The sequence below is a fragment of the Streptomyces sp. NPDC001536 genome, assembly GCF_042894505.1.
GTDB lineage: Bacteria > Actinomycetota > Actinomycetes > Streptomycetales > Streptomycetaceae > Streptomyces.
On sequence record NZ_JBIAVQ010000001.1, the window covers coordinates 709,094 to 731,425 of the forward strand.

General features: G+C 71.0%; 19 protein-coding genes and 1 pseudogene. 8 read left to right on the forward strand and 12 right to left on the reverse strand.

Annotated elements, in window-relative coordinates; translation table 11 throughout:
- The first annotated feature begins 100 nt into the window (after positions 1–100).
- Both ACFY0U_RS03245 and ACFY0U_RS03250 read left to right on the forward strand, forming a co-directional pair.
- Complete coding sequence (locus ACFY0U_RS03245; RefSeq protein WP_388629380.1) at positions 101–937, forward strand: LLM class flavin-dependent oxidoreductase; 837 nt, start codon at positions 101–103, stop codon at positions 935–937.
- 44 nt (positions 938–981) lie between these two features.
- Entirely contained in the window at positions 982–1,533 is a 552-nt protein-coding gene (locus tag ACFY0U_RS03250; protein ID WP_388629382.1) for a nucleoside deaminase, read from the forward strand.
- 74 nt (positions 1,534–1,607) lie between these two features.
- Here the strand turns inward: ACFY0U_RS03250 and ACFY0U_RS03255 are convergent, their stop codons facing one another.
- From ACFY0U_RS03255 to ACFY0U_RS03290, 8 genes and pseudogenes are all read right to left on the reverse strand, one after another.
- A complete protein-coding gene (locus ACFY0U_RS03255; RefSeq protein WP_388629385.1) occupies positions 1,608–2,060 on the reverse strand; it encodes a cupin domain-containing protein in 453 nt (150 codons plus the stop codon).
- A gap of 84 nt (positions 2,061–2,144) precedes the next feature.
- Entirely contained in the window at positions 2,145–3,410 is a 1,266-nt protein-coding gene (locus tag ACFY0U_RS03260) for an MFS transporter (protein WP_388629388.1), read from the reverse strand.
- A 9-nt stretch (positions 3,411–3,419) separates the two neighbouring features.
- Positions 3,420–4,676, reverse strand: coding sequence for an ATP-grasp domain-containing protein (locus ACFY0U_RS03265; RefSeq protein ID WP_388629391.1), 1,257 nt, complete (start codon positions 4,674–4,676; stop codon positions 3,420–3,422).
- A 79-nt stretch (positions 4,677–4,755) separates the two neighbouring features.
- Positions 4,756–6,024 (reverse strand): ATP-grasp domain-containing protein, encoded by a 1,269-nt coding sequence (locus ACFY0U_RS03270; protein WP_388629394.1) that lies wholly within the window; start codon positions 6,022–6,024, stop codon positions 4,756–4,758.
- The gene (locus tag ACFY0U_RS03275; RefSeq protein WP_388630427.1) at positions 6,021–7,304 is read right to left on the reverse strand and encodes a cysteine synthase; all 1,284 of its coding nucleotides are present in this window, start codon (positions 7,302–7,304) and stop codon (positions 6,021–6,023) included. Before ACFY0U_RS03275 ends, ACFY0U_RS03270 begins: the two co-directional genes overlap by 4 nt.
- A pseudogene (locus ACFY0U_RS03280) lies at positions 7,278–8,246 on the reverse strand (acetyl-CoA carboxylase biotin carboxylase subunit family protein); the annotation flags it as partial. The gene ACFY0U_RS03275 and the pseudogene ACFY0U_RS03280, both read right to left, overlap by 27 nt.
- Before the next feature lie 100 nt (positions 8,247–8,346).
- Positions 8,347–8,955, reverse strand: a complete 609-nt coding sequence (gene epsC / locus ACFY0U_RS03285) for a serine O-acetyltransferase EpsC (RefSeq protein ID WP_388629397.1) — start codon at positions 8,953–8,955, stop codon at positions 8,347–8,349.
- 61 nt (positions 8,956–9,016) lie between these two features.
- Positions 9,017–13,015: an amino acid adenylation domain-containing protein gene (locus ACFY0U_RS03290; protein ID WP_388629399.1), complete on the reverse strand. Its 3,999-nt coding sequence runs from the start codon at positions 13,013–13,015 to the stop codon at positions 9,017–9,019.
- A 679-nt stretch (positions 13,016–13,694) separates the two neighbouring features.
- On the opposite strand from ACFY0U_RS03290, the gene ACFY0U_RS03295 reads away from it, so the two are divergent.
- From ACFY0U_RS03295 to ACFY0U_RS03305, 3 genes are all read left to right on the forward strand, one after another.
- Positions 13,695–14,228, forward strand: a complete 534-nt coding sequence (locus ACFY0U_RS03295; RefSeq protein WP_388629402.1) for a PadR family transcriptional regulator — start codon at positions 13,695–13,697, stop codon at positions 14,226–14,228.
- Positions 14,225–14,911: an ABC transporter ATP-binding protein gene (locus ACFY0U_RS03300; protein ID WP_388629405.1), complete on the forward strand. Its 687-nt coding sequence runs from the start codon at positions 14,225–14,227 to the stop codon at positions 14,909–14,911. The genes ACFY0U_RS03295 and ACFY0U_RS03300 overlap by 4 nt, the downstream gene beginning before the upstream one ends.
- A 92-nt stretch (positions 14,912–15,003) precedes the next feature.
- Positions 15,004–16,374, forward strand: a complete 1,371-nt coding sequence (locus ACFY0U_RS03305) for an ABC transporter permease (RefSeq protein WP_388630430.1) — start codon at positions 15,004–15,006, stop codon at positions 16,372–16,374.
- A gap of 87 nt (positions 16,375–16,461) precedes the next feature.
- On the opposite strand, the gene ACFY0U_RS03310 is transcribed toward ACFY0U_RS03305, so the two are convergent.
- Complete coding sequence (locus ACFY0U_RS03310; protein WP_020116449.1) at positions 16,462–16,998, reverse strand: HNH endonuclease; 537 nt, start codon at positions 16,996–16,998, stop codon at positions 16,462–16,464.
- A gap of 291 nt (positions 16,999–17,289) precedes the next feature.
- Here ACFY0U_RS03310 and ACFY0U_RS03315 point away from each other — a divergent pair, with 291 nt between their 5' ends.
- On the forward strand, positions 17,290–18,384 hold the full coding sequence (locus tag ACFY0U_RS03315; RefSeq protein WP_388630433.1) for a mechanosensitive ion channel family protein: 1,095 nt from the start codon (positions 17,290–17,292) through the stop codon (positions 18,382–18,384).
- A gap of 109 nt (positions 18,385–18,493) precedes the next feature.
- On the opposite strand, the gene ACFY0U_RS03320 is transcribed toward ACFY0U_RS03315, so the two are convergent.
- From ACFY0U_RS03320 to ACFY0U_RS03330, 3 genes are read right to left on the reverse strand one after another with little or no spacing between them, the layout of a single operon-like run.
- Positions 18,494–18,691, reverse strand: a complete 198-nt coding sequence (locus ACFY0U_RS03320; protein WP_388629408.1) for a hypothetical protein — start codon at positions 18,689–18,691, stop codon at positions 18,494–18,496.
- Positions 18,692–18,701: 10 nt separating this feature from the next.
- On the reverse strand, positions 18,702–19,274 hold the full coding sequence (locus tag ACFY0U_RS03325) for a hypothetical protein (protein WP_388629411.1): 573 nt from the start codon (positions 19,272–19,274) through the stop codon (positions 18,702–18,704).
- On the reverse strand, positions 19,271–19,864 hold the full coding sequence (locus tag ACFY0U_RS03330; RefSeq protein WP_388629414.1) for a hypothetical protein: 594 nt from the start codon (positions 19,862–19,864) through the stop codon (positions 19,271–19,273). The genes ACFY0U_RS03325 and ACFY0U_RS03330 overlap by 4 nt, the downstream gene beginning before the upstream one ends.
- 239 nt (positions 19,865–20,103) lie before the next feature.
- On the opposite strand from ACFY0U_RS03330, the gene ACFY0U_RS03335 reads away from it, so the two are divergent.
- Both ACFY0U_RS03335 and ACFY0U_RS03340 read left to right on the forward strand, forming a co-directional pair.
- Positions 20,104–20,937 carry a hypothetical protein gene (locus tag ACFY0U_RS03335; protein WP_388629417.1) on the forward strand — a complete coding sequence of 278 codons (834 nt, stop codon included), beginning with the start codon at positions 20,104–20,106 and terminating at the stop codon, positions 20,935–20,937.
- Positions 20,938–21,121: 184 nt separating this feature from the next.
- Entirely contained in the window at positions 21,122–22,315 is a 1,194-nt protein-coding gene (locus ACFY0U_RS03340) for an ROK family transcriptional regulator (RefSeq protein ID WP_388629420.1), read from the forward strand.
- The last annotated feature ends 17 nt before the right edge of the window (positions 22,316–22,332 follow it).

Here is a 22,332-nt window from a genome sequence, read left to right on the forward strand (position 1 = left end):
GACGGCGCTGGAACTCCCCTCGAATCACCGGTTCGCCGACCGGTCGGGCACTTTCTTTTCGCCGCACACCAGCCGTTGAGATCTTGCTAGTCTGGCGGTCATGCAGATAGGCGTGAATGTCCCCAACTTCGGACCCGGAACAAATCCGGATAACCTCGCCCGTTGGGCCAAGACCGTGGAGGGTCTCGGCTTCGACTTGCTGATGGTTTCCGACCACGTGGCGATCACTCCGGACGTCGCCCGGCAATATCCCGCACCATTTTACGAACCTGTCACAACGCTCGCCTGGCTGGCCGGAATAACCAGCCGGGTAAAACTGGGCACGACCGTCCTCATCGCCCCGTACCGACACCCCCTGCTGGTCGCCCGCATGGCCGCCAACCTGCAACAACTCAGCCGCGGACGGCTGATCCTCGGTGTCGGCGTCGGCTGGGCCAAGGAGGAGTTCGAGGCGCTCGGCGTCCCCTTCTCCAAGCGTGGCGCACTCACCGACGAAGTGCTGGACACCCTTCGTACGGCATGGGAAAACGACGCCGACTACGGCTCGGGACAGATTCCGATCTGGATCGGCGGAAACAGTGACGCGGCAATTCGCCGGGCCGTCCGCCGGGGTATGCCGTGGCATCCTCTGCGATTCACGATGCCCTGGTTCCACGAGGCGCTGGAACGCCTGAAGGGAATTTCCGCCGAGCTCGGCCGGCCCGTCCCGGATTTGGCTCCGCGTATCTATCTCCGGATCACGGAGAAGCCGATCGACGACCCCGATCGCCGGGCCGGCGAGGGCACCCTCGAGCAGGTTCTCGAGGACATCGAGGCGCTGCGCCTGGCCGGTGCCGACACGCTGCTGCTCGACCCGTACCACGGTGACCCGGAGGAGACGCTGCGCCCCGAGGTGGCGTGGCAGGCACTGGCCACCGTGGCCGCGCACCGCCCCTAGCCGACTCGTCCCCACCCCCATTCCCCACCACAGACGGAGTGACAGTGACCCTCGACACCCAGGGCCTTCCCGAGAGCGACGCCGACCGTGCCACCGCCGTCGTCGGCGAGGCCGAACTGCCCTATCTGCGCCGCTGCGTGGAGCTGGCCGCCGAGGCGGTGGACGCCGGTGACTGGCCGTTCGGGTCCGTGCTGGTCGGCGCGGACGGCACGATCCTCGCCGAGGAGCGCAACCGCGAGACCACCACGGGCGACCCGACCGCGCACCCGGAGTTCGAGCTGGCCCGCTGGGCCGCGACCCACCTGAGCCCCGAGGAGCGGACGACGGCGACCGTGTACACCTCGGGCGAGCACTGCCCGATGTGCGCGGCGGCGCACGGCTGGGCCGGACTGGGCCGGATCGTGTACGCGAGCTCGTCGCAGCAGGCCCGGGACTGGAAGGCGGAGTGGGGCGTGACCGCCACCTCCCCGCTGGCTCCGCTGACCGTCCAGGACGTGGTGCCCGGACTCGAAGTGGTCGGCCCGGTGCCCGAGTTCGCCGAGCAGGTCCGCGAGCTGCAGTGGCGCTTCCGCAACCCGGACGGCGCGCGGAGCTGACCGCGGTGCGGCCCACGGCCGGGGCCCGGCGGCGGATTCCGCCGCCGGGCCCCGGCCGTTCCCGCGGGCGCGCGTCAGCACATGAACTGGTCGTACTTCGCCATGTGCTCCTGGAGCTCCTCGAGGCTGGGGTTACGGCCGTTGGCCGTCAGGCGCCCCAGACCACGGAAGTAGTCCTCGCGGTCGTAGATCGGGTAGAACATGATCAGCAGGGTGGCGTCCTCGTTGCCCCGGTTGGTGAAGCCGTGCGGCTCGCCCTTGGGGACGTAGGCGAACGCGCCCGGCTCGCCCACGACCTTCTTGTCGCCGATGGTGAACTCGATCTCGCCCTTCACCACGTAGAATATCTCGGTGGACTCTTTGTGGATGTGCGGTGCGGCGCCCTTCGCCTCCGGCTTCATGTGGTGCTCGAAGAAGCCGAACTCACCGTCGGACATGGGGGTGGTGAGCTTGAGGTACGTCCTCTTGGTGTCCCGGATGTCGACGAACTCGCCGCCGCCTGCGGGGACATAGAGCGGAACAGACATGTTTCTCCTTGGGTTTGCCTGATCAGGTCGTGATCAACGGTGATCAAAGGACGGCCCGGATGACGGGCCTGCTTGCAGGGGGAGTCAGGTGGCCTCGGCCGGTGTCGGCTTCGGCTGGGGCCTGCTGTCCGCCTGGGTCTGCGCCCACCGGCCGATGAGCGGGGCCGCGAAACCGCAGACGGCGAACAGCGCGGCCAGCACGACCCAGCCCGTGGTACCGGTCGTGACGACCAGGCTGACCAGGACCGGCGCGGCGATCTGCTGAATGGCCACACCGAGCCAGAAGACCGACAGATAGACGCCCTCCTGGCCGGGCGCCGCCAGCAGATAGGAGCCGCCCCAGCCGCCGGCGGACTGGTACAGCTCGCCGCCGGTCAGCGCGATCATGGCCAGCAGCAGCACCCCGACGGCCAGGAGGACCGGCAGCTTCGGCGCCGCGACGAGCAGCAGGCAGCAGAGCGCGAGGGAGACACCGGCCCGCACCAGCGCGCGGGACGCGCCGGCGATGGTCTCCGTGTCCCGGCTGGCACGGACCTGGAGGGCGACCGCGAGCACGGTGTTGACCGCGACCAGCGGGGCGATCAGCGCGGACGAGACCTCGGTGTGCCCGACGATCCACAGCGGGATGCCGATGCTCAGCAGGGTCATGTGCATGGTGAGTACGGCGTTGATCCCGGTGAACGACAGGAACGATCCGTCGCGCAGCACGCTCATCGAGAAGCGGCGGCGCAGGCTCTTCGCCGGAGCGCTGAGCACCGGCAGCCGGGCCGCCAGCGTGGCGAGGACCGCGAACGAGGCGGCGTTGAGCAGCAGGATCGCGGCGTACCCGGCCCGGCTGTCGATGAGCAGCCCGATACCGCCGAGCAGGGCGCCGACGGTGAAGCCGACGTTGCGCAGCGCCCGCAGGACCGCGACCACCCTGACCCGGTCCTCGGTCTCCGTCGCCTGGCCGACCAGGGCCTGTTCCATCGGCGCCGCCGCCTTGTCGACCAGGCCGAGCAGACACACCACGGTGAGGAACTGCCACAGGTTCTGGACGAACGGGTACACCACGAAGCAGGCGCATCGCCACAGGCTCACGCCGACCAGGACCTTCTTCGGGCCGATCCGGTCGGCGAGGATGCCGATCGGGATCGCCGTGCCGAGGGCGATGGCGGCGGACAGGGTCAGGCCGAGACCGAGTTTGCCCTCGGACAGGCCGACGGACCTGGTGATGAAGGGCACGGATACGGCCAGGAAGGCACCGGTGCCGACAGCGTCGATCATCGCCATCACGGCCAGCCGCAGGCCGACCGTCCCGCCGGGGACGGACCCACGCCAGCCGCGGACGCGCTGCCACAGATCAGACATGTGCGTTCCTCAATCGGTTGTGATGTGGACGGCGGCGTCGGCGGCCAGGACGCGTCGGCGGGTGGTCTCGGCGTCCGGTCCGGTGGCGATGACATGCCCGGCGCGGTCCCAGGACGACGCCCACGGACGGACCTCGTCGCCGGGCGCGACGTCGACCTCCACGACCCGGATGCCGGGCAGTTCCCGCGCCGCGTCCACGCCGGTGACCTCCGTGACGGTGCCCGGCTCGGCGGCCAGGAACCGGATGGCCGAGGTCCGCTGCGCCGACTGGGGCAGCGTGACCGGGCGTCCGGCGAGCAGGTCGATCAGGGTCAGCCTGATCCGGGTGCCGTACGCGAGGTCGTTGAGGTCGATCAGATAGTCGCCGGGGCAGCGGCCGGCGCACTCGACCAGCGTCGGACCGGACTCGGTGAGGATCCACTCGGCGTGCAGGATGCCGGTCTGGTAGCCGGTCGCGGCGACCAGCGCGCGCATGGCCGTACCGAACGCGCCCTGGGTGTCCTCGTCGAGCGGGGCGGGCAGCAGATGACCGAGTTCGACCGGGTACGGGCCCGGGATCACGGTCTTGGCCGTGACGTTCTGGAAGATGATCTCGCCCTGCCGCACCAGCGCCTCGACGCTGAACTCGGGCCCCTCCAGGCGCTCCTCGGCGAGGAACCGCCACGCCAGCTCACGGTCGGGCACCTGCTCGTACTCGGCCGCGGACGAGGTCCGCTCCCACGCCTGCGCCGCGGTGTCGGCGTCGACCGAGTCCAGCAGCTGTACGCCGACGCTGGCCTGCCGGTTCGCCGGCTTGACCACCACCGGGCCGTCGCCGGCGAAGTCGAGGATGTCGGCGGGCCCGAACACCTCGCGCCAGCGCGGGTTGCGGACACCGGCGGCGCCGGACACCTCGCGCAGCCGGACCTTGTCCCGCAGTGCCTGCGCGGCTTGTTCGGTCGCGCCCGGCAGCCCGAGCTTCTCGGCGAGCGCGGCCGTCGCGGGCACCGCGTACTCCAGGCCGGGGACCACCGCGGCAACGGGGCGCACGGCCGTCAGTTCGGCCGCCAGGTCGAGGGCCTCGGTGGACTGCTGGTAGCTCGCGGGCACGATGCGGTCCAGGCAGTCGAAGCGGCCTGCCGCGTCCTGGAGTTCCCGCTTGCGGATGATGTCGGGTTCCTCGATGACGACGACGGACCCGCTCGGGACGCTGCCGTCGATCGCGCGCAGGTAGGCCGCGTTGTAGCCGACGAACACCACCTGCGCGTCGGGGGCGGGGGTGGTCATGGGGACCTCCTGATCGCTGCTGGGGACCACTGCATGGCCACTGCCTTTCTGGGGTGGGGGGAGTCGTGACCGGCGGCGCTCATACGGCCGTCCCGAGCGCTGCGACCCGGCCGTCCGCGTGTACGGGCGTTCCGTCGATGACGACCTCGATGGCGGCGAGCACCTCCGCGACCCGGTCCCGGGCCTGTTCGGCGGTGGCGCCGGAGACGATCACGTGTCCTTGCCGGCTCTTGGAGTCGCGGACCTCCGCCACGGTGTCGCCGGGGCTGAGCCGCAGGTTCAGCTCGTCGACGTAGCCGAGTCCGGCGGCCTTCTGAAGGCCGCGGACCTCGTCGACATGGCCGGGCGGGAAGGCGAAGAACCGCACGATCGCGGTGCCGGTGGCCGTGGCGGGCCCGGCCGGGATGCCCGCCAGGGCCGCGAAGATCGCCTGCTCGATGTCGAGACCGGTGGCCAGCTCGACGAGGCGCGGGATCCGGTCCCCGCCGAGCCGCGCCTGCGACTCGACGACGCGGGGGCCGGCCTCGGTCCAGATCACCTCGGTGTGCGCGGGACCGAACCGGTACCCGCACGCGGTGAGCAGCTCGGTCGTCAGCTCCTCGATCGCCTGCCGGCGCTCCGGGGGCAGCGGCGCCGGGTGGACGTGCCCGACCTCCACGAACAGCGGCGGCGCGCCGAGCAGCTTCTCGGTGATCCCGACGATCCGGTGCTCACCGTCCCGGCTCAGCGTCTCCACGCTGTACTCGGGACCGCGCAGATACTCCTCGACCAGGAACGGGCCGTCGTAGCCGTACTGCTCGACGAGTGCCGTCCAGACCGCGAGATCCGCCTCCTCCTGCCACAGGAACACGCCCCGGCTGCCGGCCAGCGCGGTCGGCTTGACCACGGCCGGGAGGCCGATGCGCCGGACCGCGTCCGGTACCTCGCGCCGGGTCGCCACCGCCTCGAAGGACACCGGGGACAGTGCGCGGGCGGCGAGCAGGTCCCGCATGGCGTGCTTGTCGGTGAGGTGGCGGACGGCCTCGGCCGGGTTGACCTCGACGCGCAGTTCCTCGGCCACCTCGTAGGCGGCGGCCATCGTCTCCTCGCGGCCGATGTGGTAGATCACCGAGGCGCGGTGCTCCTGGGCCGTCTCACGGATGGTGCGGCGCAGCAACTCCTCGTCCCGGAAGTCGGCCGTGACGAACACGTCCGCCAGGGCGCGTACGTCGTCCAGGTACGCCGGTGTCTCCAGCCGCGGGTCCCAGATCGCGCCGACCCAGAACCCCTCGGCCTGTGCCTTGCGGACGAACTGGCGGTACGGCATCACCATCAGCAGACGGGGCCGCTCGTCCACGGGCGCCGTCACCGGGTACCCCCGGCGGCCTGCTCCTCGGCGACGCGGCTGAGCAGGCTCAGGTAGCGCTCGCCGGTGTCGGGGAGCAGGGTCACGATGCGCTTGCCCCGGTTCTCGGGACGGGCGGCCACCACACCGCAGGCGTGGACGACCGCGCCGGAGGAGACACCGACGGTGAGGCCCGCGTGCACCGCGAGCCGCCGGGTGGTGTCCAGGGCGTCGGCGTCGGCGACCGCGATGACCTCGTCGATGAGTTCGCGCTCCGTGGTGGGTGCGATGAAGCCGCCGTTGAAGCCGGGGATGGTGTGCGTGCCGGGCTCGCCGCCGGACAGCAGCGGGGACCCGGCCGGCTCGACGGCCACGATCCGTACGTCGGGGTTGCGCTCCAGCAGGTAGCGCCCGGCGCCGCTGAGGGTGCCGCCGGTGCCCACTCCGCAGACGAAGACGTCGATACGGCCCTCCGCGTCGGCCCAGATCTCCGGGCCGGTCGACTCGTAGTGCGCCCGGGTGTTGTCGGGGTTGTCGTGCTGGCAGCAGAACCAGGAGCCGGGGGTCTGCTCGTGGAGCTCCGCGGCCTTGTCGACCGCCGCCTGGTAGCCGCCGGTGTGCGGGGTGCGCACCACCTCGGCGCCGAGCGACTGGAGCATGGCGACGCGCTCCTGGGTCGCGTTGTCGGGCAGCACGATGACGCAGCGGTAGCCGCGGGCGGCTGCGAGGGCGGCCAGCGAGATGCCGGTGTTGCCGGAGGTCGCCTCGATCACGGTGCCGTTGCCGGGGGTGAGCAGTCCGCGCTCCTCGGCGCCGCGCAGCATCGACAGCGCGGCCCGGTCCTTGCTGCTGGACCAGGGGTTGAACAGCTCCAGCTTCGCCAGGACCTCGGTCTCGGCCGGGGCCCCGTCCAGGACGCGGTCCACGGGGAGCCGGAGCAGCGGGGTGCGGCCGATCAGGTCGACGAGGGAGTCGGCGACCGGGCGGGCGGTGACCGGCTCGGTGCGGATGTCGATCTCCTTGACGGCCGCCTCGGCGGTGCGCGCCGCGAGCTGGGCGGTCTCGGCGATCACGAGGACATGGCCGGCGCGGTCGCCGTTGCGGCGCGGCTCGCGCAGCACGGCGCCGGGCTTCGGCTTGACGACGACCTCCTCCACGCCGGGCAGCGCGGCGGCGCGTTCCTGCCCGGAGACCGACACCACGCGGCCGGGCTGGGCGATCAGGTAGCGGATGGCGGCGCCGGCGACCGGCTTGTCGGGCACCACCTGGGCGGGCAGCTTCTCGCCCAGGTACTGACGGGCCACCAGCTCAAGGGACTTGATGCCAAGAGCGCGGTCGGCCAGGTAGGTGATCTTGCCGCCGGCGGGCCGGGGGTTGATCTCGATGAGCTTGGGCCCGGACTCGGTGACCTTGATCTCGACGTGCGCCATGCCCAGGTCGAATCCGCAGGCGCGCAGCGACTCCACGGCCAGGTCGCCGATGGCGCCGACCAGCTCGTCGGGCAGGCTGGAGGGGAAGCTGTGGGCCAGTTCGACGAAGTAGCCCTGGCCGATGACCGACTTGTCGGTGACCCCGAGGACCTCGTACCGGTCGCCGTCGGCGAGCACCTCGACGCTGACCTCGGGGCCGCTCAGGTACTCCTCGACCATCAGCTCGTGGTAGCGGCTCTGACCGCGGGTGTTCTCCACCCGGGACTGAATCAACTCCACGTGCTCGGCGGCCTGTTCGGCGGTCTCCACCAGCCGGACGTCGGCACTGCTGGTCTCGTCGGCCGGCTTGACCACACAGGGCAGCCCGATCTCGGCCGCCGCGACCGCCGCCTCGGCAGGGGTCTGCACGGTGCGGAACGCCGGTATCGCCACGCCGAGTTCGGCGCAGCGCCGGCGCATCAGCGCCTTGTTGCGGGCGGTGGCGACGCCGTCGACACTGACGGTGGGCAGACCGAGGAGGACGGCGACCTCGGCGGCCACGACCACGTCGTACTCGGCCAGGGTCAGGAACGCGTCGAAGGGGTGCTCGGCACCGGCCCGGTGCACATGCGGCAGGAGTTCTTCGAGGATGTTCGTCTCGCAGTGGACGATCTCGTCGACGTACTTCTCGAAGTAGGCCGGACCGCCCGGCACTTCGAGGTACCGGTCCAGGTCGCGGGTGAAGAAAGTGACCCGGCAGTCGAGTTCCTTGATGATCTGCAGGCCCTCGAAGCCGGAACCGGAGAGGTTGCTCTCCAGTACACCGACGTGAATCATCTGTGCCTCCGATGGCGTGCCGACACGTGGTCGGGTTGAGATGCGGCGAACGTTGTTGCGGGGTACCGCGACGACTGGGGTGGGGCCGGTGACCTGGGCGTCACCAGCACCCTGCGGTGGCCAGGGCGCGCAGCAGCCGGTCCGCGTCCTCACGGTCCGCGGCCGAGGGCCGGGACACGATCTCGGCGGCGGGGGCCATCACGCGGGCCTTCGGGGGCACATCGCCCAGGACGAGCGCACCGGCGCCGATCAGCGCGTCGTGGCCGACGGTGACCGGGCCGAGCACGATCGCGTTGGTGCCGAGCACCACGCGGTCGCCGACGACCGGATGGCGGCGGGCGCCGGGTTCGCGCCGCCCGTCCTTCCACCAGCCGACGGCGCCGAGCGTGACCTGGTGGAAGATCGTGACGTCGTCGCCGACCTCGGCGGTCTCCCCGATGACCACGGCGGCCCCGTGGTCGATGAAGACACGCCGGCCGAGCCGCGCGCCCGGGTGGATCTCGATGCCTCCGGTGAAGGCGCGCGCGAGGTAGGCGAGGAGCCGGGCGCTCTGCCGGTGCCCACGGGTGAACAGGACGTGGGCCACCCGGTGGGTCCACAGCGCCGGCAGCGCGGGGTGCAGCAGGGCCTCCGCGCGCGTGCGGATCGACGGGTCTCGCGCGACGATCACGGAGAGGTCCTCCCTCATCCTGGTGATCACTGTGCGCATCACGGTCCTCCGTGGTTCATGTCCTGGTGGGGGTGGGCACCGTCGGATTCGGGCGCCGGGCTCAGTAGTTGGGGGCCTTGACCAGGTTCCCGGCGCCGTTCTCGATCTCCGGGACGTAGACCCGCTCGTTCCAGACGTCCTGGGCCACCGGTTCCAGGGCGATCGAGACCGCGCCCTCGTCGACCGCGAAGGCGGTCCGCACGGCTGTGGTGATCGCGTCGACCAGGGCGGTGACCTGCTCGGCCTCGAGGTTGTTGGGGAAATGCTTGATGCTGACGTGCGGCACTCCGATGACCTTTCTGGTGAGTCGTGCGTCCTGAATGGCGGTGACGAGTTCGTCTATTCCGTTCGCGCGCAGCAACTCGTAATGATCGGCGTCGAGTTGGTGGAACGCGGGGGGTGTGGTGGTAAGCGCTTCACCGGAGTCGATGAACGATTCCTGGTCGCCGGTGGCCCTGAATACCGTGACGGGTGCCGAGACGGTCCGCTCGGCCAGTTCGTGAGGGTCGTATTCGAAGAGGAATGTCCGCCGCACCACGCCGACGATCCTGCGCACCCATTCACGGTCCAGGTGCTCGAACCGGTCGCTGACGAAGGCGATGAAGGATTCCTCGTCGCGGGTCGCGGAAAGGCATTCCTCAACCGCTTTCTTCTCCAGGTTTCCGGCGAACACCGAATACAGGATGGAGACGAAGGTGGTGTCGTCGAAGCCGGTCGAGGTGCGGCCGGCGGCGTCGCCGAGGAATTCCACGGGGGGTTTTCCGGGCGCGATGAGGATCACCTCGTCGACCTGCTCGCCGGCCAGCTCCAGCTGGTGGGCGGCCTCGAAGGCGAGCCGGGCCCCGAAGGAGTAGCCCCACAGGGTGTACGGGCCGGTCGGCTGGACCTGCCGGACGAGTTCGAGGTCCTTGGCGACCATCTCGGCGAACGTCTCGTAGGGGGTCTCGCCGGCGTTGATGCCGTAGGACTGGACGCCGAGGAAGGGCCGGTCCAGGTCGAGGCGGCCGGCCAGCAGCCGCAGGCTCATCGGGTAGCCGCCCAGGCCGGGCCAGCAGAAGACCGGCCGGCGCCCGTCCGCGGCGCGCAGCCGCACCAGCCGGGAGGCGGCGGTGGCGGGCTCGCGGTCGACGCGCCGGGCCAGTTCGGCGATGGTCGGCGCGTCGAACAGCACCTGGAGCGGCAGGGCGGCGCCCAGCTCCCGGTTGATCCGGTTGACCAGGGAGACGGCGGTCAGCGAATGGCCGCCGGAGGCGAAGAAGTTGTCGCGGATGGAGACCCGCTCCTGCTTCAGCACCTTCCCCCAGAGCGCGGCGATGGCCTCCTCGGTGGGGGTGCGCGGCGGGACGACCGGTGCCTCGGAGTCGTCCACGGCGGCCTTGTCCAGCTCGCGCAGGGCCTGGTGGTCGACCTTGCCGTTGGGGGTGAGCGGGAAGGCGTCGAGGACGGTGACCCGGTTGGGCACCATGTACGGCGGCAGGGCCGCGGCGAGGTTGTCCTTGATGATCTCGGCGGGACCCCGCATGTGCACGGAGTCCTCCTTCATGCCCTCGCTGAGCCGCTGCTGGGCGCTGATGCGGCCGCCGACGGCGAAGTAGGACGCGGTGTCCGGGCCGAGGCCGACGAGCTCGGCGATGCGCCGGGCCGAGGGCAGCGGGTTGCCGGTCTCGGAGCTGTACCCGGAGGACATCAGCCCCAGGTCGAGGCCGTTCATCTGGAGGCGCTGGAGCTCCCGGCCGAGGTCGACATAGCGCTGCCACGCCTCGGGCGCGCCGCCGATCATGCTGATCCCGAAGCTCGAACGCGCGTAGACCTCCTGGTTGATGGCGATGACGTCCTGCTTGCGGACCAACTCGGCGGACACCCGCACCAGTTCGCCGTCGTCGTAGCGGTACTGGCCGTCGGCCAGGTCGGCGATGCGGCCCGGGTGCGCCTGCACATACAGGTCGACCGCGGTGGGCTCGGCCTCGGCGGCGGCCGTGCGGATCTCGTAGGAGGCCAGGTAGTAGTCCTCGTCCGGGCAGCGCAGGACGTCCTTGACGGCCGGCTCCCCCGGGCGGGCGGTGATCCGCAGTCCGTAGGCGGGCAGGACATGGTCGAAGAGGCCGACCATGTGCCCGGCTTCGAACTGGAGGACTTCCTGGATGTTGTTGCGGTAGACGGGCTCGATGGCCGAGCGGCGCCCGATGAAGTGGGCCCGCAGCCTGGGCTCCCCGGCGGGGGCCGGGGCGATCAGCGTGAGCCGGTGTTCGACCGGGTGGTAGTAGTAGTGGCCCGCCTCCAGGCCCGCGATGCCGGACAGCTCCAGGTAGAGCTGGGTGGCGTACAGGGAGCCGGGTGAGGCGTAGCCGTACTTGGACAGCAGCCGCTCACCGCTGGTGAACTGGCCGAACCAGCGCAGCAGGGTGCCGAGTTCGTCCAGGGTCAGGGTGTCCGGGTCCCGGGGCTCGGCCGCCTGCTCCGGTGCGGGGGCGAGCAGGCGCAGGAGGTCCTGCCGGGTGACGTCGCCGCCCTCGTAGAAGCGGTAGGTCTTGCGGGCGAACACCGTGCGCCGCTGCTCGGCCGTCGCGGTGCGCCCGGGCAGCTCGACGAACGGGAGGCCGTAGTCCTGACGGACGCCCAGGTCGGCGAGCTGTGCCTTGAGTTGGAGCTTGCTCTGCTTGGACTGGTGGTGGGCGCCGTGGTTGCCCTGGTCCATGACCGCGGCCCGGTGCGGGTCGAGTTCGACGAAGGCGATGAGGTTGGCGCCGACCCGCGTGTCGTCCCGGACCACGACGGCGGCCCGTTTGACCCAGTCGTGCTTCTCGATGGACACCTTGATCTCGTCCAGCTCGACCCGGAAGCCGCGCAGTTTGACCTGGCTGTCGGTGCGGCCGAGGAACTGCACGGTGCCGTCGTCGTTCCAGCGGGTCAGGTCGCCGGTGCGGTAGAGGCGGTCGGAGTCCGGGTCGGTGGCGAACGGGTTGGGGATGAACCGTTCGGCGGTCATGTCGGGGTTGTTGAGATAGCCGCGGGCCAACTGCCGCCCGGCGATGTGGAGTTCACCCGACTCGCCGGGCGCGACGGGCCGCCGGGCGGTGTCGAGGATGTGGAAGCTCATGCCGTGCACGGGCCGGCCGATGGAGATGTGGTCGGGCCCGTGCTGGACGGTCTCGCGGTCCACGGTGAGCGACGAGGCGTTGATCGTGGTCTCGCTCGGGCCGTAGAGGTTGACCAGTTCGGCGTCCGGCAGCGCGTCGAGCAGCTCGATCGCCAGGCTCTTGGTGAGCGCCTCGCCGCCGCTGAAGAGCTGGGTGAGCGAGGTGCAGTCCGGCAGCCGTCCGGAGTCGACGAGCGCCTGGAGCAGGGTCGGCACGCCCTGGAGCGTGGTCACCTCGTGCTTCTGGATCAGGTCGAGGAGCCCGCCCGGGTCTGCGTAGACCCCGCGCTCGCTCATCACCACACCGGCGCCGCAGGCCGGGGCGAGGATCTCCCACTGGGCGGCGTCGAAGCTCAGCGGGGTCTTCTGGAGCACCGTCCGGCGTTCGTCCAGGCCCTGTTCGGCGGCCAGCCAGCGCATCTGGCTGACGATGCTGCGGTGTTCGATGCCGATGCCCTTCGGGTTGCCCGTGCTCCCGGAGGTGTAGATGACATACGCGAGGGTGTCGCCGTGCGCGGGCGTCGGCGCAGAGGCGACGGCGTGCCGCGCGGCCTGCGCGCCGGCGACGGTGACGATCTGTGTCTCGGCGGGGGTGAGCGCGGCCAGCCGGGAGACCAGGGACTCGTCCGTCAGGATGAGCTTGGTCCGGGAGTCCTCGATCATGTAGCGGACGCGTTCGTCCGGGTACTCCGGCGACAGCGGCAGGTAGGGAGCGCCCGAGTACAGGACACCCCAGACGCTCGCCATGAGGTCGACGGACGGATCCATGAAGATGCCGACCGGTTCGTCCCTCGTCGCACCGAGCCGCCGCAGATGGTCCGCCAGGGTCTCGGCGCGTTCACCGAGCTGCTGGAAGGTCAGGCGCTGCGTGCCGCACGAGACGGCGGTCCGGTCGGGTCGGGTGAGCGCGGCCGCGTGCAACATGTCTGGCAGGGAAAGTTCCTGGGACCCCGTGGTTATCGCCATCATCCTCGAACCTGGAATTCGACACTTTGTGAGTGCGTTTGGGCAAGGCAAAACAAGGCATGCCCATGCCAAGGATGGGCACGGCCATGTCGCATCGGCAGCCGGAGCCGACCGTCTGTCAGCGCGCGCAGGAACATCCCCTTTCCCAGAAATGAGAAGGGCGCGGCAATAGACGGCTCTCTGGCTTTACGTCATACAGAAAGCGCTTGGATTCAGGTGAACGGCCGCCGACGGTCGAAGAAATTCTTTACGACCACGGGGCGCCATAGGCGCTCAGACCGTGTCAGTACATCGCGAACAGATGCTCAGTGCTTCGGCACTGGGTTTCGCCAACATACCTTTCGCTACCCCCCGATTGATCGGCCGGATGGTGAGTTCCGGCTGTGTTGATCTTCCCCTCGGCACCCACTCTAAATCGTGCGGACCTCGGTTGTAAAACCCCAAAGACATTTCAGGTTCGTGTCGTTGAGGTGACCGAGTGTGCCGACGGGGCGTCACATAAGGGAATTTCATGGACAGTTGGGGCCGCGCTCACGCGTCCGCGGGGGGCGGGTTCCGGCCACCGCCCACCGGTGACCGGCGACCGATAACCGACCACTATTCACTCAGTACATGTAGCGAGTGCATAATGATCGCCATGAGCACCCGCCACATCCTGCTGGGGCTGCTCGCCACGGGGCCGAGCCATGGCTACGACCTCAAGCGACGCCACGACGAACGCTTCCCGCAGGCCCGACCGCTGGCCTACGGGCAGGTCTACACGACCCTTCAACGGCTGGTCCGCGACGGCCTCGCCGAGATCGAGGGCACCGACTCGGACGGCGGACCGGAGCGCACCCTGTACCGCTCCACCGCCGACGGACAGCGAGAACTCGCCACGTGGGCCGGGGAGATCACCCCGCCCGCGCCCTTCGTGACCAACGAGATCTTCGCCAAGGTCGTCGTCGCGATCCTCGCCGGCGGCGACCCGGAGGCCTATCTCAGCGCCCAACGCGGCGCCCACATGGCGCGGATGCGCGAGCTCACCCAGGTCAAGACGGCCAAGGGAGCGGACCTCGCGACCGTGCTCTCGGCGGACTACGCCCTCAACCACCTCGACGCCGACCTCCGTTGGATGACCACCACGGCGGGCCGGCTGACCACCCTGACCGCGGAGGTCGACACAGCATGAGCAACGAAGTGCCGCTTCTGGCGGCCCGTGACCTCGTCAAGGCGCACGGCAGGACCGAGGCCCTGCGCGGCGCCTCGGTCGAGCTGCGGGCCGGCGAGATCCTGGCCGTCACCGGCGCCAGCGGCAGCGGGAAGTCGACGCTGCTGCACTGCCTCGCGGGCATCGTCCGTCCGGACGCGGGCTCGGTGCTCTACGCCGGTGAGCGGCTCGACACGCTGCCCGAGAAGCGGCTGAGCGAGCTGCGCCGGACCGAGTTCGGGGTGGTCTTCCAGTTCGGCCAGCTGATCCCCGAGCTGACCGCGCTCGACAATGTCGCCCTGCCCCTGATGCTGGCGGGCGCCGCCCGGCGGGACGCCCACGAGCGGGCCGGTGAGTGGCTGGAGCGTTTCGGCGTACGCGGCCAGCAGGACCTCCGCCCCGGCGAGATGAGCGGCGGCCAGGCCCAGCGCACCTCCCTGGCCCGGGCCCTGGTCACCGAACCGAGGGCGGTCTTCGCCGACGAACCCACCGGCGCCCTGGACTCCCTGTCCGGCGAACAGGTCATGACGGCCCTGATCCACACGGCCCGCGACCAGGGCACCGCGGTCCTCCTCATCACCCACGACGCACAGGTGGCCGCGTACGCGGACCGCGAGGTACGCCTGACCGACGGCCTCGTGGCACCGACGGGGGTGACGGTGTGACGACCGGACAGGACATCCAGCACGCCGCCCCCGCGGAACAAGGCGGCACGCGCCCCCCGCTGACCGGCCCGGGGCGCGTCGGCAAGGGCTCCCTGCGCTCCGACCTCCGTCTGGCCTGGCTCCTCACCCGCGGTTCCGACCGGCGGGAGTGGTGGCGGGTCGGGCTCACCGCCGTGGGCGCCGCGCTCGCGAGCGGGTTCGGGCTGGCCGCGGTGAGTCTCGGCGCGCTCCAGGGCCGGTACCGCGTGTCCGTGGGTGCGGGCCTGCTCGACGACCCCGGTACCCGCTCCGGTGTCATCGTCGTGCTGCTGCTCCTGCTGGTCCCCGTCCTCGGCTTCCTCGGGCAGTGCGCCCGGATCGGGGCCGTGCACCGCGACCGGCGGCTGGCCGGGCTGCGGCTGGCGGGGGCCTCGGCCGGGCAGGTGCGGCGGATCGCGGCGCTGGAGACGGGGCTGGCCTGTCTGCTCGGCTCGCTGCTCGCCACGGTCGCCTCGGTCGTGGTCCTGCTGGGCCAGTGGCAGCACCCGACCTGGCTCGCCTGGACCGGGATCGCGCTGGTCGGGCTCGGTGTGCCGGCACTCGGCGCGGCCGCGGGCGCGCTGGCGCTGCGCAGGGTGGTGGCCTCGCCGCTCGGCTGGGTCCGCCGGGTGCGGACGGGGTCGGGGCGCGGTTTCTGGGCACTGTTCGCCGGCGGGGTGCTGGTCGTGGCGGCGGTGGCGCTGGCCGCCGTGTCCAGCACCTCCTCCAACATGCCGGACGGCGGCCTGAGGTACGCGAACGGGCCGCTGATGATGGCCGGGCTGCTGCTCCTGGTGGGCGTGGCCGCGGTGGGGATCTCCGGAGCGGTGGCCACGCTGACGGGCCGATGGCTGGCCCGCCGGGCCCGGACCGCGGCGACGCTGATCGCGGCGGAACGGCTGCGGGACGACCCCTGGGCCGCGGCCCGCACCCACGCGGCGGTCCTGCTGGTGACGGTCGTCGGGACGGGCTTCGTGGGCGTCCGCCAGGTGCTGCTCACCGAGCTGAACTCCCGCAAGCCCGACGAGCTCGCCGCGAGCATGTCGTACTACACCACGGGCGTGAACCTGGTCGCCGCCGCGATCGCCGCCACTTTCGTGATCACCCTCTCCGGCCTGGCCGTGGGCACCGCCGAGTCACTGGCCACCCGCCGCCGGGGCCTGGCCGCGCAGACCGCCGCCGGGGTGCCGCGGACAGTGCTCGGCCGGGCGCTGCTCCTGGAGACCGCGTTGCCGCTCGCGCCCGCCCTGCTGCTGGGCGGCGCCGGAGGCATGGCGATCGGCGTCTGGTACTCCGGGGTCGCCCCCCAGGAGGGCCCGACCGTCACGCCGTACGCCGCGCTCCTGGTCCCCTTCGCGGTGTACGCCTGCTGTCTGCTCGCCGCCGCCACCTCGCTCCCGCTGCTGCGCCGCTCCCTGAACCCGGCGGAGCTGCGCTACGCGTGAGCGCACACACGACCGGCCCCGGGGGCACGGGGGACCCCCGGGGCCGGTGCGCAACCGTCGGAGGCTGCACAAAGGCCCGGATCGTCGTCAGGCAGAAATGCCGTCGATCCGGGCCATCGCGTCCTCCGCGCCGTACGGCTGCAAGTACGGCAACCAGCGCGGGTCCCTGTGTCCGGTCCCGATGATGCGCCAGGCCAGACCGGTGGGCGGGGCGGGTTTGTGGCGCAGCCGCCATCCGATTTCGAACAGGTGTCGGTCGGCCTTCACGTGGTTGCAGCGGCGGCACGACGCCACCACGTTGTCCCAGACGTGCTTGCCCCCGCGGCTGCGCGGGATGACGTGGTCGACGCTGGTTGCGACGCCACCGCAGTACATGCACCGGCCCCCGTCACGGGCGAAGAGCGCGCGCCGGGTAAGAGGAACGGGCCCCCGATAGGGAACCCGGACGAATCGCTTGAGCCGGACCACGCTTGGTGCGGGGACTGTGACGGTTGCGCTGTGCATGAAGGCGCCGGATTCCTCGAGAGAGACGGCTTTGTTCTCCAGAACGAGGACGAGCGCGCGGCGGAGCGGTACGACGCCCAGTGGCTCGTACGACGCGTTGAGGACCAGGACATGCGGCACGGATGCCTCCTTGGGCGTCGGCGGCGCGTGGCTCGCGCCGGGACGATCTGTAGTCAGTCTCCCCTCATGCCTGGTGGAAACGCCACCATCTCCCGGTAACGGGCTGAGAGTGTTTTCGACCACACCTTTCTTCATCCCCAGGTGAGGACGGTCTCTCCCCCGAACATTGCAACGATCCACACACGATGCACCGTTAGTGTGGTGGGTCTGCCGCCCGGTGACCTTTCCGTGACCTTCACGATCTTCGACCGCCGTACCGGGGGGCAGAGGCTGCACCTGGAGGTACCTGCCGTGTCGTTGTCCGCCGTCCTACTGGCCGCCTCGGCGTCGCCGTCCCCGTCTCCCTCGGACTCGTCGACGCCCGCCGTCCCCTCGCTCCAGGACGCCCAGGAGAGCGCGACGAACGCCGCCAGCTGGGTCGAGCAGAACTGGTCGACCTGGCTGGCGATCGGTCTGCGCGTGCTGCTGATCCTGGTGATCGCGGCGGTGCTGAGAGTGGCGGTACGGCGGGCGATCACCAAGCTCATAGATCGCATGAACCGCACGGTCCAGGCGGTCGACGGCACCGCGCTCGGCGGTCTGCTGGTCAACGTCGAGCGCCGCCGGCAGCGCTCCCAGGCGATCGGCTCGGTGCTGCGCTCGGTGGCGAGCTTCATCATCATGGGCACCGCGGCCCTGATGATCCTCGGCACCTTCGAGATCAACCTGGCCCCGCTCCTGGCCTCCGCGGGTGTGGCGGGCGTGGCGATCGGCTTCGGTGCCCGCAATCTGGTCACCGACTTCCTCTCCGGTGTCTTCATGATCCTGGAGGACCAGTACGGCGTCGGCGACACCGTCGACGCGGGGGTGGCCTCCGGCGAGGTCATCGAGGTCGGCCTGCGGGTGACGAAGCTCCGCGGGGACAACGGCGAGATCTGGTACGTCCGCAACGGCGAGGTCAAGCGCATCGGCAACCTCTCCCAGGGCTGGGCGACGGCCGGCGTCGACGTCACGGTCCGCGCGGAGGAGGACCTGGACAAGGTGAGGGCGACCATCGACGACGTCGCCGAGCGGATGAGCAAGGACGAGCCCTGGAACGAGCTCCTCTGGGGCCCGATCGAGGTCCTCGGCCTCGACTCCGTCCTGCTGGACTCGATGGTGGTCCGCGTCTCGGCGAAGACCATGCCGGGCAAGGCCCTCACGGTGGAACGCGAACTCCGCTGGCGCATCAAGCGAGCCTTCGACGAGGCCCAGATCCCCATCGTGGGCGGCCCGGTCGTCCTCCCCGACCCCACCCCGGCCGCCGACCCGACAGCGGGCATGGCGGCCCCGTCGGCCTACGCGAACACGTCGTCGCCGCAGGCCCAGGCGGCCACGCCGATAACGCCCCCAAGTGTGACGAAGTAAGACATTTCCGTACGAGGGAGGCGGCGCCCAGGGGTTCCGGGCGCCGCCTCCCTCGCGTAGGGCCGGGCAGGCCTGCTGAAATCGACCGGCGCGTCTTCCCGCGGAGCGCTCAGAGCCCGCGGCCCGGCAAGCCCTTGGGCCGCGGGGCCCACCAGCCGAGCCGGGTCGCCAGAGCACTCAGGCCGAGCAGTACGAGGTTCGCCGTACCGCCCGCGTCGACCCGCGGCAGATGACCGAGCCCCCTCAGCCCGCGGCACACCTCCGACCGATCCGCCCCGTCACCACCGCCGTCGGCGGCAGACGGCACCGCGGCGCGGTCATACCAGCCGATCCCGGCGCGGCTTCGCCCCGACCAGCCCCAGGGCCCGTGCGATCTGGCACACCGTGAGGAAGGCCGTGCCCTTGCGCAGCCCCGCCACTCCGGGGTGCCCGTCGCCGCCCCGCACGTCGACCAGGACCGTCCCGGCGACCGCGTCGAAGGTCAGCGAGGCCCGCACGGAGTGATCCGGGCGACGACCCGGGCGCCAGCGGAAGGTGATCTCGTCCGCGGCCGGTTCGAGGATCAGGAACGCCCGCTCGCAGGCCGCCAGTCGCTCACGGACCTGGTTCTGCCGGCCCTCGTCCACCCACAGCAGATGTGTCTGCCGCTCCTGGAACGCCCCCGAGTCGAGCCGGACGCCCGCCGCCCACGCCCGCCGCTTCAGCAGCAGCCAGGCCACCGCCGCCCAGCCGAGGCTGACGGCGCCCCAGGCCGCGAGCGAGGCCAGCACGCCCTCCCCGGCGGCGGACCAGGAGGAATGGTCGTTCCAGAGGGACATGAGCACCGGGAGGACCATCAGCGGGCTGAAGAAGGTCGCACTGGCCCGCCAGCACGCCAGCGCCGGACTCATGAGCCGCACCCCAACTCGTAGGCCTCCGCGATCCACGGCACCTTGCCGCCCTCCCCGGCCGGATCCACGCCGCACCGCAGCGAGGCTCCCATGCCGCCGTGCCACGACGAGACGCTGCCGAGGACCGGCTTCCCGGAGCAGTCCGCGACGAAGCTCGCGTCGACCGCCCGGACCGCCCACGCGGAGACGAACGTGCCCGCGCCGTCGTAGTCGGCGACATCGTCGCGTTCCACGGCGGCGGACGACCTGCCCGGCCTGGCCAGAGTGTCCGCCTCCCACCCCAGGCGCTTGCCGAGCGAGGCGAACAGTCGCCCCGCCGAAGGACCTTCGCCGCTCATCTCCACCTTCGGCTCCAACTCCCGCACCCGAACGGGAGAGAACCGGACCTTCCCGTCCTTCTCCCCGGCCTCGACCGGCCGGGACACCGCGACGAGCCTGCGCTCCTCGCTCACCCCGGCCCACCGGATCTCCCCGTCCGCACACCCGGGACCGGCCGCCGTACGCGTGACCGCCGCCGAGTCGTTCCCACCCACCCGGCACCCGGCCACGAGGAACACGGCCGCGCACAACAAGACCGCCGAGGTCTTCACACCGCGCCCCCTCCACTTTCCGTTCGCAGGCGGATGAAAGTACCGGACGCTGTGCAGGGGGTGCCCGTTCACCTGCGGAAAGCCGGATCGTGATGAAGGTGTGACGCCTCCGGAATTAATCTTGTTCACACCCTCTCCGCATTCCCGACACCACCCTGGGCCGCGTAGGTTCAGGCCGTCAGCGGGCCCTTGTTCTGGAGCGCAACGCCCAGGGGCCCGCGTCGAATGTGGGGAAACACATGAGAAAGCTCGCCATAGGCACCGTCGTCTCCGGTGCCCTGGCTCTGTCCGCGCTGGCCGTGCCCGCCGCCCAGGCCGCCACGCCGGACCTCGTCTTCGCGGACGTCACCGTGAACAACGGCAAGGCGATCGTCGTGGGCACCACCAAGGCGGTGACGGTCCCGGTGACGTACACCCTGACCCGTCCCGCCGACCTGACGATCGACTACAAGAACAACGCGGCGGGCGTCCTCCTCTACCGCGGCTCGCTCGCGACCTTCGAGAACGAGATCGAGAGCGACGCCTCGCCGACCTGCACCACCACGGCGACGACGGACACCACGGTGACGGAGTCCTGCTCCGACACGCTCACCGTCGACCCGTCGTACGACCTCTTCGAGGCCGCGGACGCCACCACCTGGAAGGTCGGCGGCTTCTACGGCCAGACCGCCTCCGACCTGGACGACTCGGACGACAAGGTCAGCTTCGAGTACGGCTTCGCGGCCTGGGGCAACAAGGGCACCGCCAAGATCCAGCGCGCCGCCAAGCTCACCGCCAATGCCTCCCCGGAGCCGGTGAAGAAGGGGAAGACCATCACGGTCACCGGCAAGCTGACCCGCGCCGACTGGGAGACCGGCGGCTACAGCGGCTACGTCTCCCAGAAGGCCACCCTCCAGTTCCGCGCCAAGGGCTCGGACACCTACAGCACCGTCAAGACGGCGACCTCCTCGACCGGCGGCTCCCTCAAGTCGACCGTGACGGCGTCCAAGGACGGCTACTACCGCTACGTCTTCGCGGGCACCACCACGACCGCCGCCGCGAAGGCCACCGGCGACTACATCGACGTCCAGTAGTCACCCCGCACCACCCCTGACCGCCCCCGCAGGTAACGACTCCGTTTCCTGCGGGGGCGGTTTGTTCGACCCCCCTTGACTCCCCCACGGCCCAGATCTATGTTCCCTGCATCCGATAGGAAACCTTCCTAACAGTCACCTTCCGTAAAGTCTGCTGCGGAACAGTCCCGGGAGAGGGGTACACATGGCCGGCACCCCGAGCACGCTGCGCGCCATGAACGACCGCGCCGCACTGGACCTCCTCCTGGCGCACGGCCCGCTGTCCCGCACGCGGATCGGCAAGCTCACCGGCCTCTCCAAGCCGACCGCGTCCCAGCTCCTGGCCCGTCTCGAAGCGGCGGGACTCGTGCTCGCCGGCGGCACCACCGAAGGCCGCCCGGGCCCCAACGCCCAGCTGTACGAGGTCAATCCGGCCGCCGGACACGCCGCCGGGCTCGACGTCACCCCCGAACGCGTCCTCGCCGCCGTCGCCGACATCACCGGCCGCACGGTGGGGTCGTACGAACTGCCCACCCCCGGCAGACGCCCCGCGCAGCCCGTCGTCCAGCAGGTCACCGACGCCCTCGACGGCGCCGCGAAGGCGGCCGGGCTGGCCCGCGCCGACGTCCACCGCCTGGTCATCGGCACCCCCGGCGCCTTCGACCCCAACACCGGCCGGCTGCGCTACGCCTCCCACCTCCCGGGCTGGCACACCCCGACCCTGCTCGACGAACTCGCCGCCGCGCTGCCGATGCCGGTGGAGTACGAGAACGACGTCAACCTCGTCGCCGTGGCCGAACAACGGCTCGGCGCGGCCCGCGGTCACGAGGACTTCGTGCTGCTGTGGAACGAGGGCGGTCTCGGCGCGGCCCTCGTCCTCGGCGGCCGGCTGCACCGCGGCTGGACCGGCGGCGCCGGCGAGGTCGGTTTCCTGCCCGTGCCCGGCACCCCCCTGGTCCGGCAGGTCACCAAGGCCAACAGCGGCGGCTACCAGGAACTCGCCGGCTCGCAGGCCATCCCGAAGCTCGCCCGCGAACTCGGCATCGACGACATCCCCGCCGGCCCCTACACCGAGGCCGCCGCCGCCCTCGTACAGCGGGCCGCGGAGTCCGAGGACCCCCTCCACCAGCGTCTGCTGGAGACCTACGCGACCCGGCTCGCCACCGGTCTCGCCTCGCTCGTCTCCGTCCTCGACCCCGAACTCGTGGTCCTGAGCGGCGCCTCGCTCGCCTCCGGCGGCGAAGTGCTGCGCTCCCTCGTCCAGTCCGAGCTGGAGGAACTGGCCGCGGCCAGGCCCAAGCTCGTCCTCGGCGACGTACCCGAACACCCCGTGCTGCGCGGCGCGCTGGAGAGCGCGCTGGCGGCCACCCGCGACGAGGTCTTCGACACCTCGCGCTGAGCCCCACCCCCCCGGTA

Excerpts from the sequence above, each read along its gene's own strand:
- ACFY0U_RS03335 (WP_388629417.1), top strand. The coding sequence starts at position 20,104 with ATGAGAAAGCTCGCCATAGGCACCGTCGTCTCCGGTGCCCTGGCTCTG.
- ACFY0U_RS03255 (WP_388629385.1), bottom strand. The coding sequence starts at position 2,060 with ATGTCTGTTCCGCTCTATGTCCCCGCAGGCGGCGGCGAGTTCGTCGAC.
- ACFY0U_RS03300 (WP_388629405.1), top strand. The coding sequence starts at position 14,225 with ATGAGCAACGAAGTGCCGCTTCTGGCGGCCCGTGACCTCGTCAAGGCG.
- ACFY0U_RS03340 (WP_388629420.1), top strand. The coding sequence starts at position 21,122 with ATGGCCGGCACCCCGAGCACGCTGCGCGCCATGAACGACCGCGCCGCA.
- ACFY0U_RS03260 (WP_388629388.1), bottom strand. The coding sequence starts at position 3,410 with ATGTCTGATCTGTGGCAGCGCGTCCGCGGCTGGCGTGGGTCCGTCCCC.
- ACFY0U_RS03245 (WP_388629380.1), top strand. The coding sequence starts at position 101 with ATGCAGATAGGCGTGAATGTCCCCAACTTCGGACCCGGAACAAATCCG.
- ACFY0U_RS03265 (WP_388629391.1), bottom strand. The coding sequence starts at position 4,676 with ATGACCACCCCCGCCCCCGACGCGCAGGTGGTGTTCGTCGGCTACAAC.
- ACFY0U_RS03325 (WP_388629411.1), bottom strand. The coding sequence starts at position 19,274 with ATGAGTCCGGCGCTGGCGTGCTGGCGGGCCAGTGCGACCTTCTTCAGC.
- epsC (WP_388629397.1), bottom strand. The coding sequence starts at position 8,955 with ATGCGCACAGTGATCACCAGGATGAGGGAGGACCTCTCCGTGATCGTC.
- ACFY0U_RS03290 (WP_388629399.1), bottom strand. The coding sequence starts at position 13,015 with ATGTTGCACGCGGCCGCGCTCACCCGACCCGACCGGACCGCCGTCTCG.
- ACFY0U_RS03295 (WP_388629402.1), top strand. The coding sequence starts at position 13,695 with ATGAGCACCCGCCACATCCTGCTGGGGCTGCTCGCCACGGGGCCGAGC.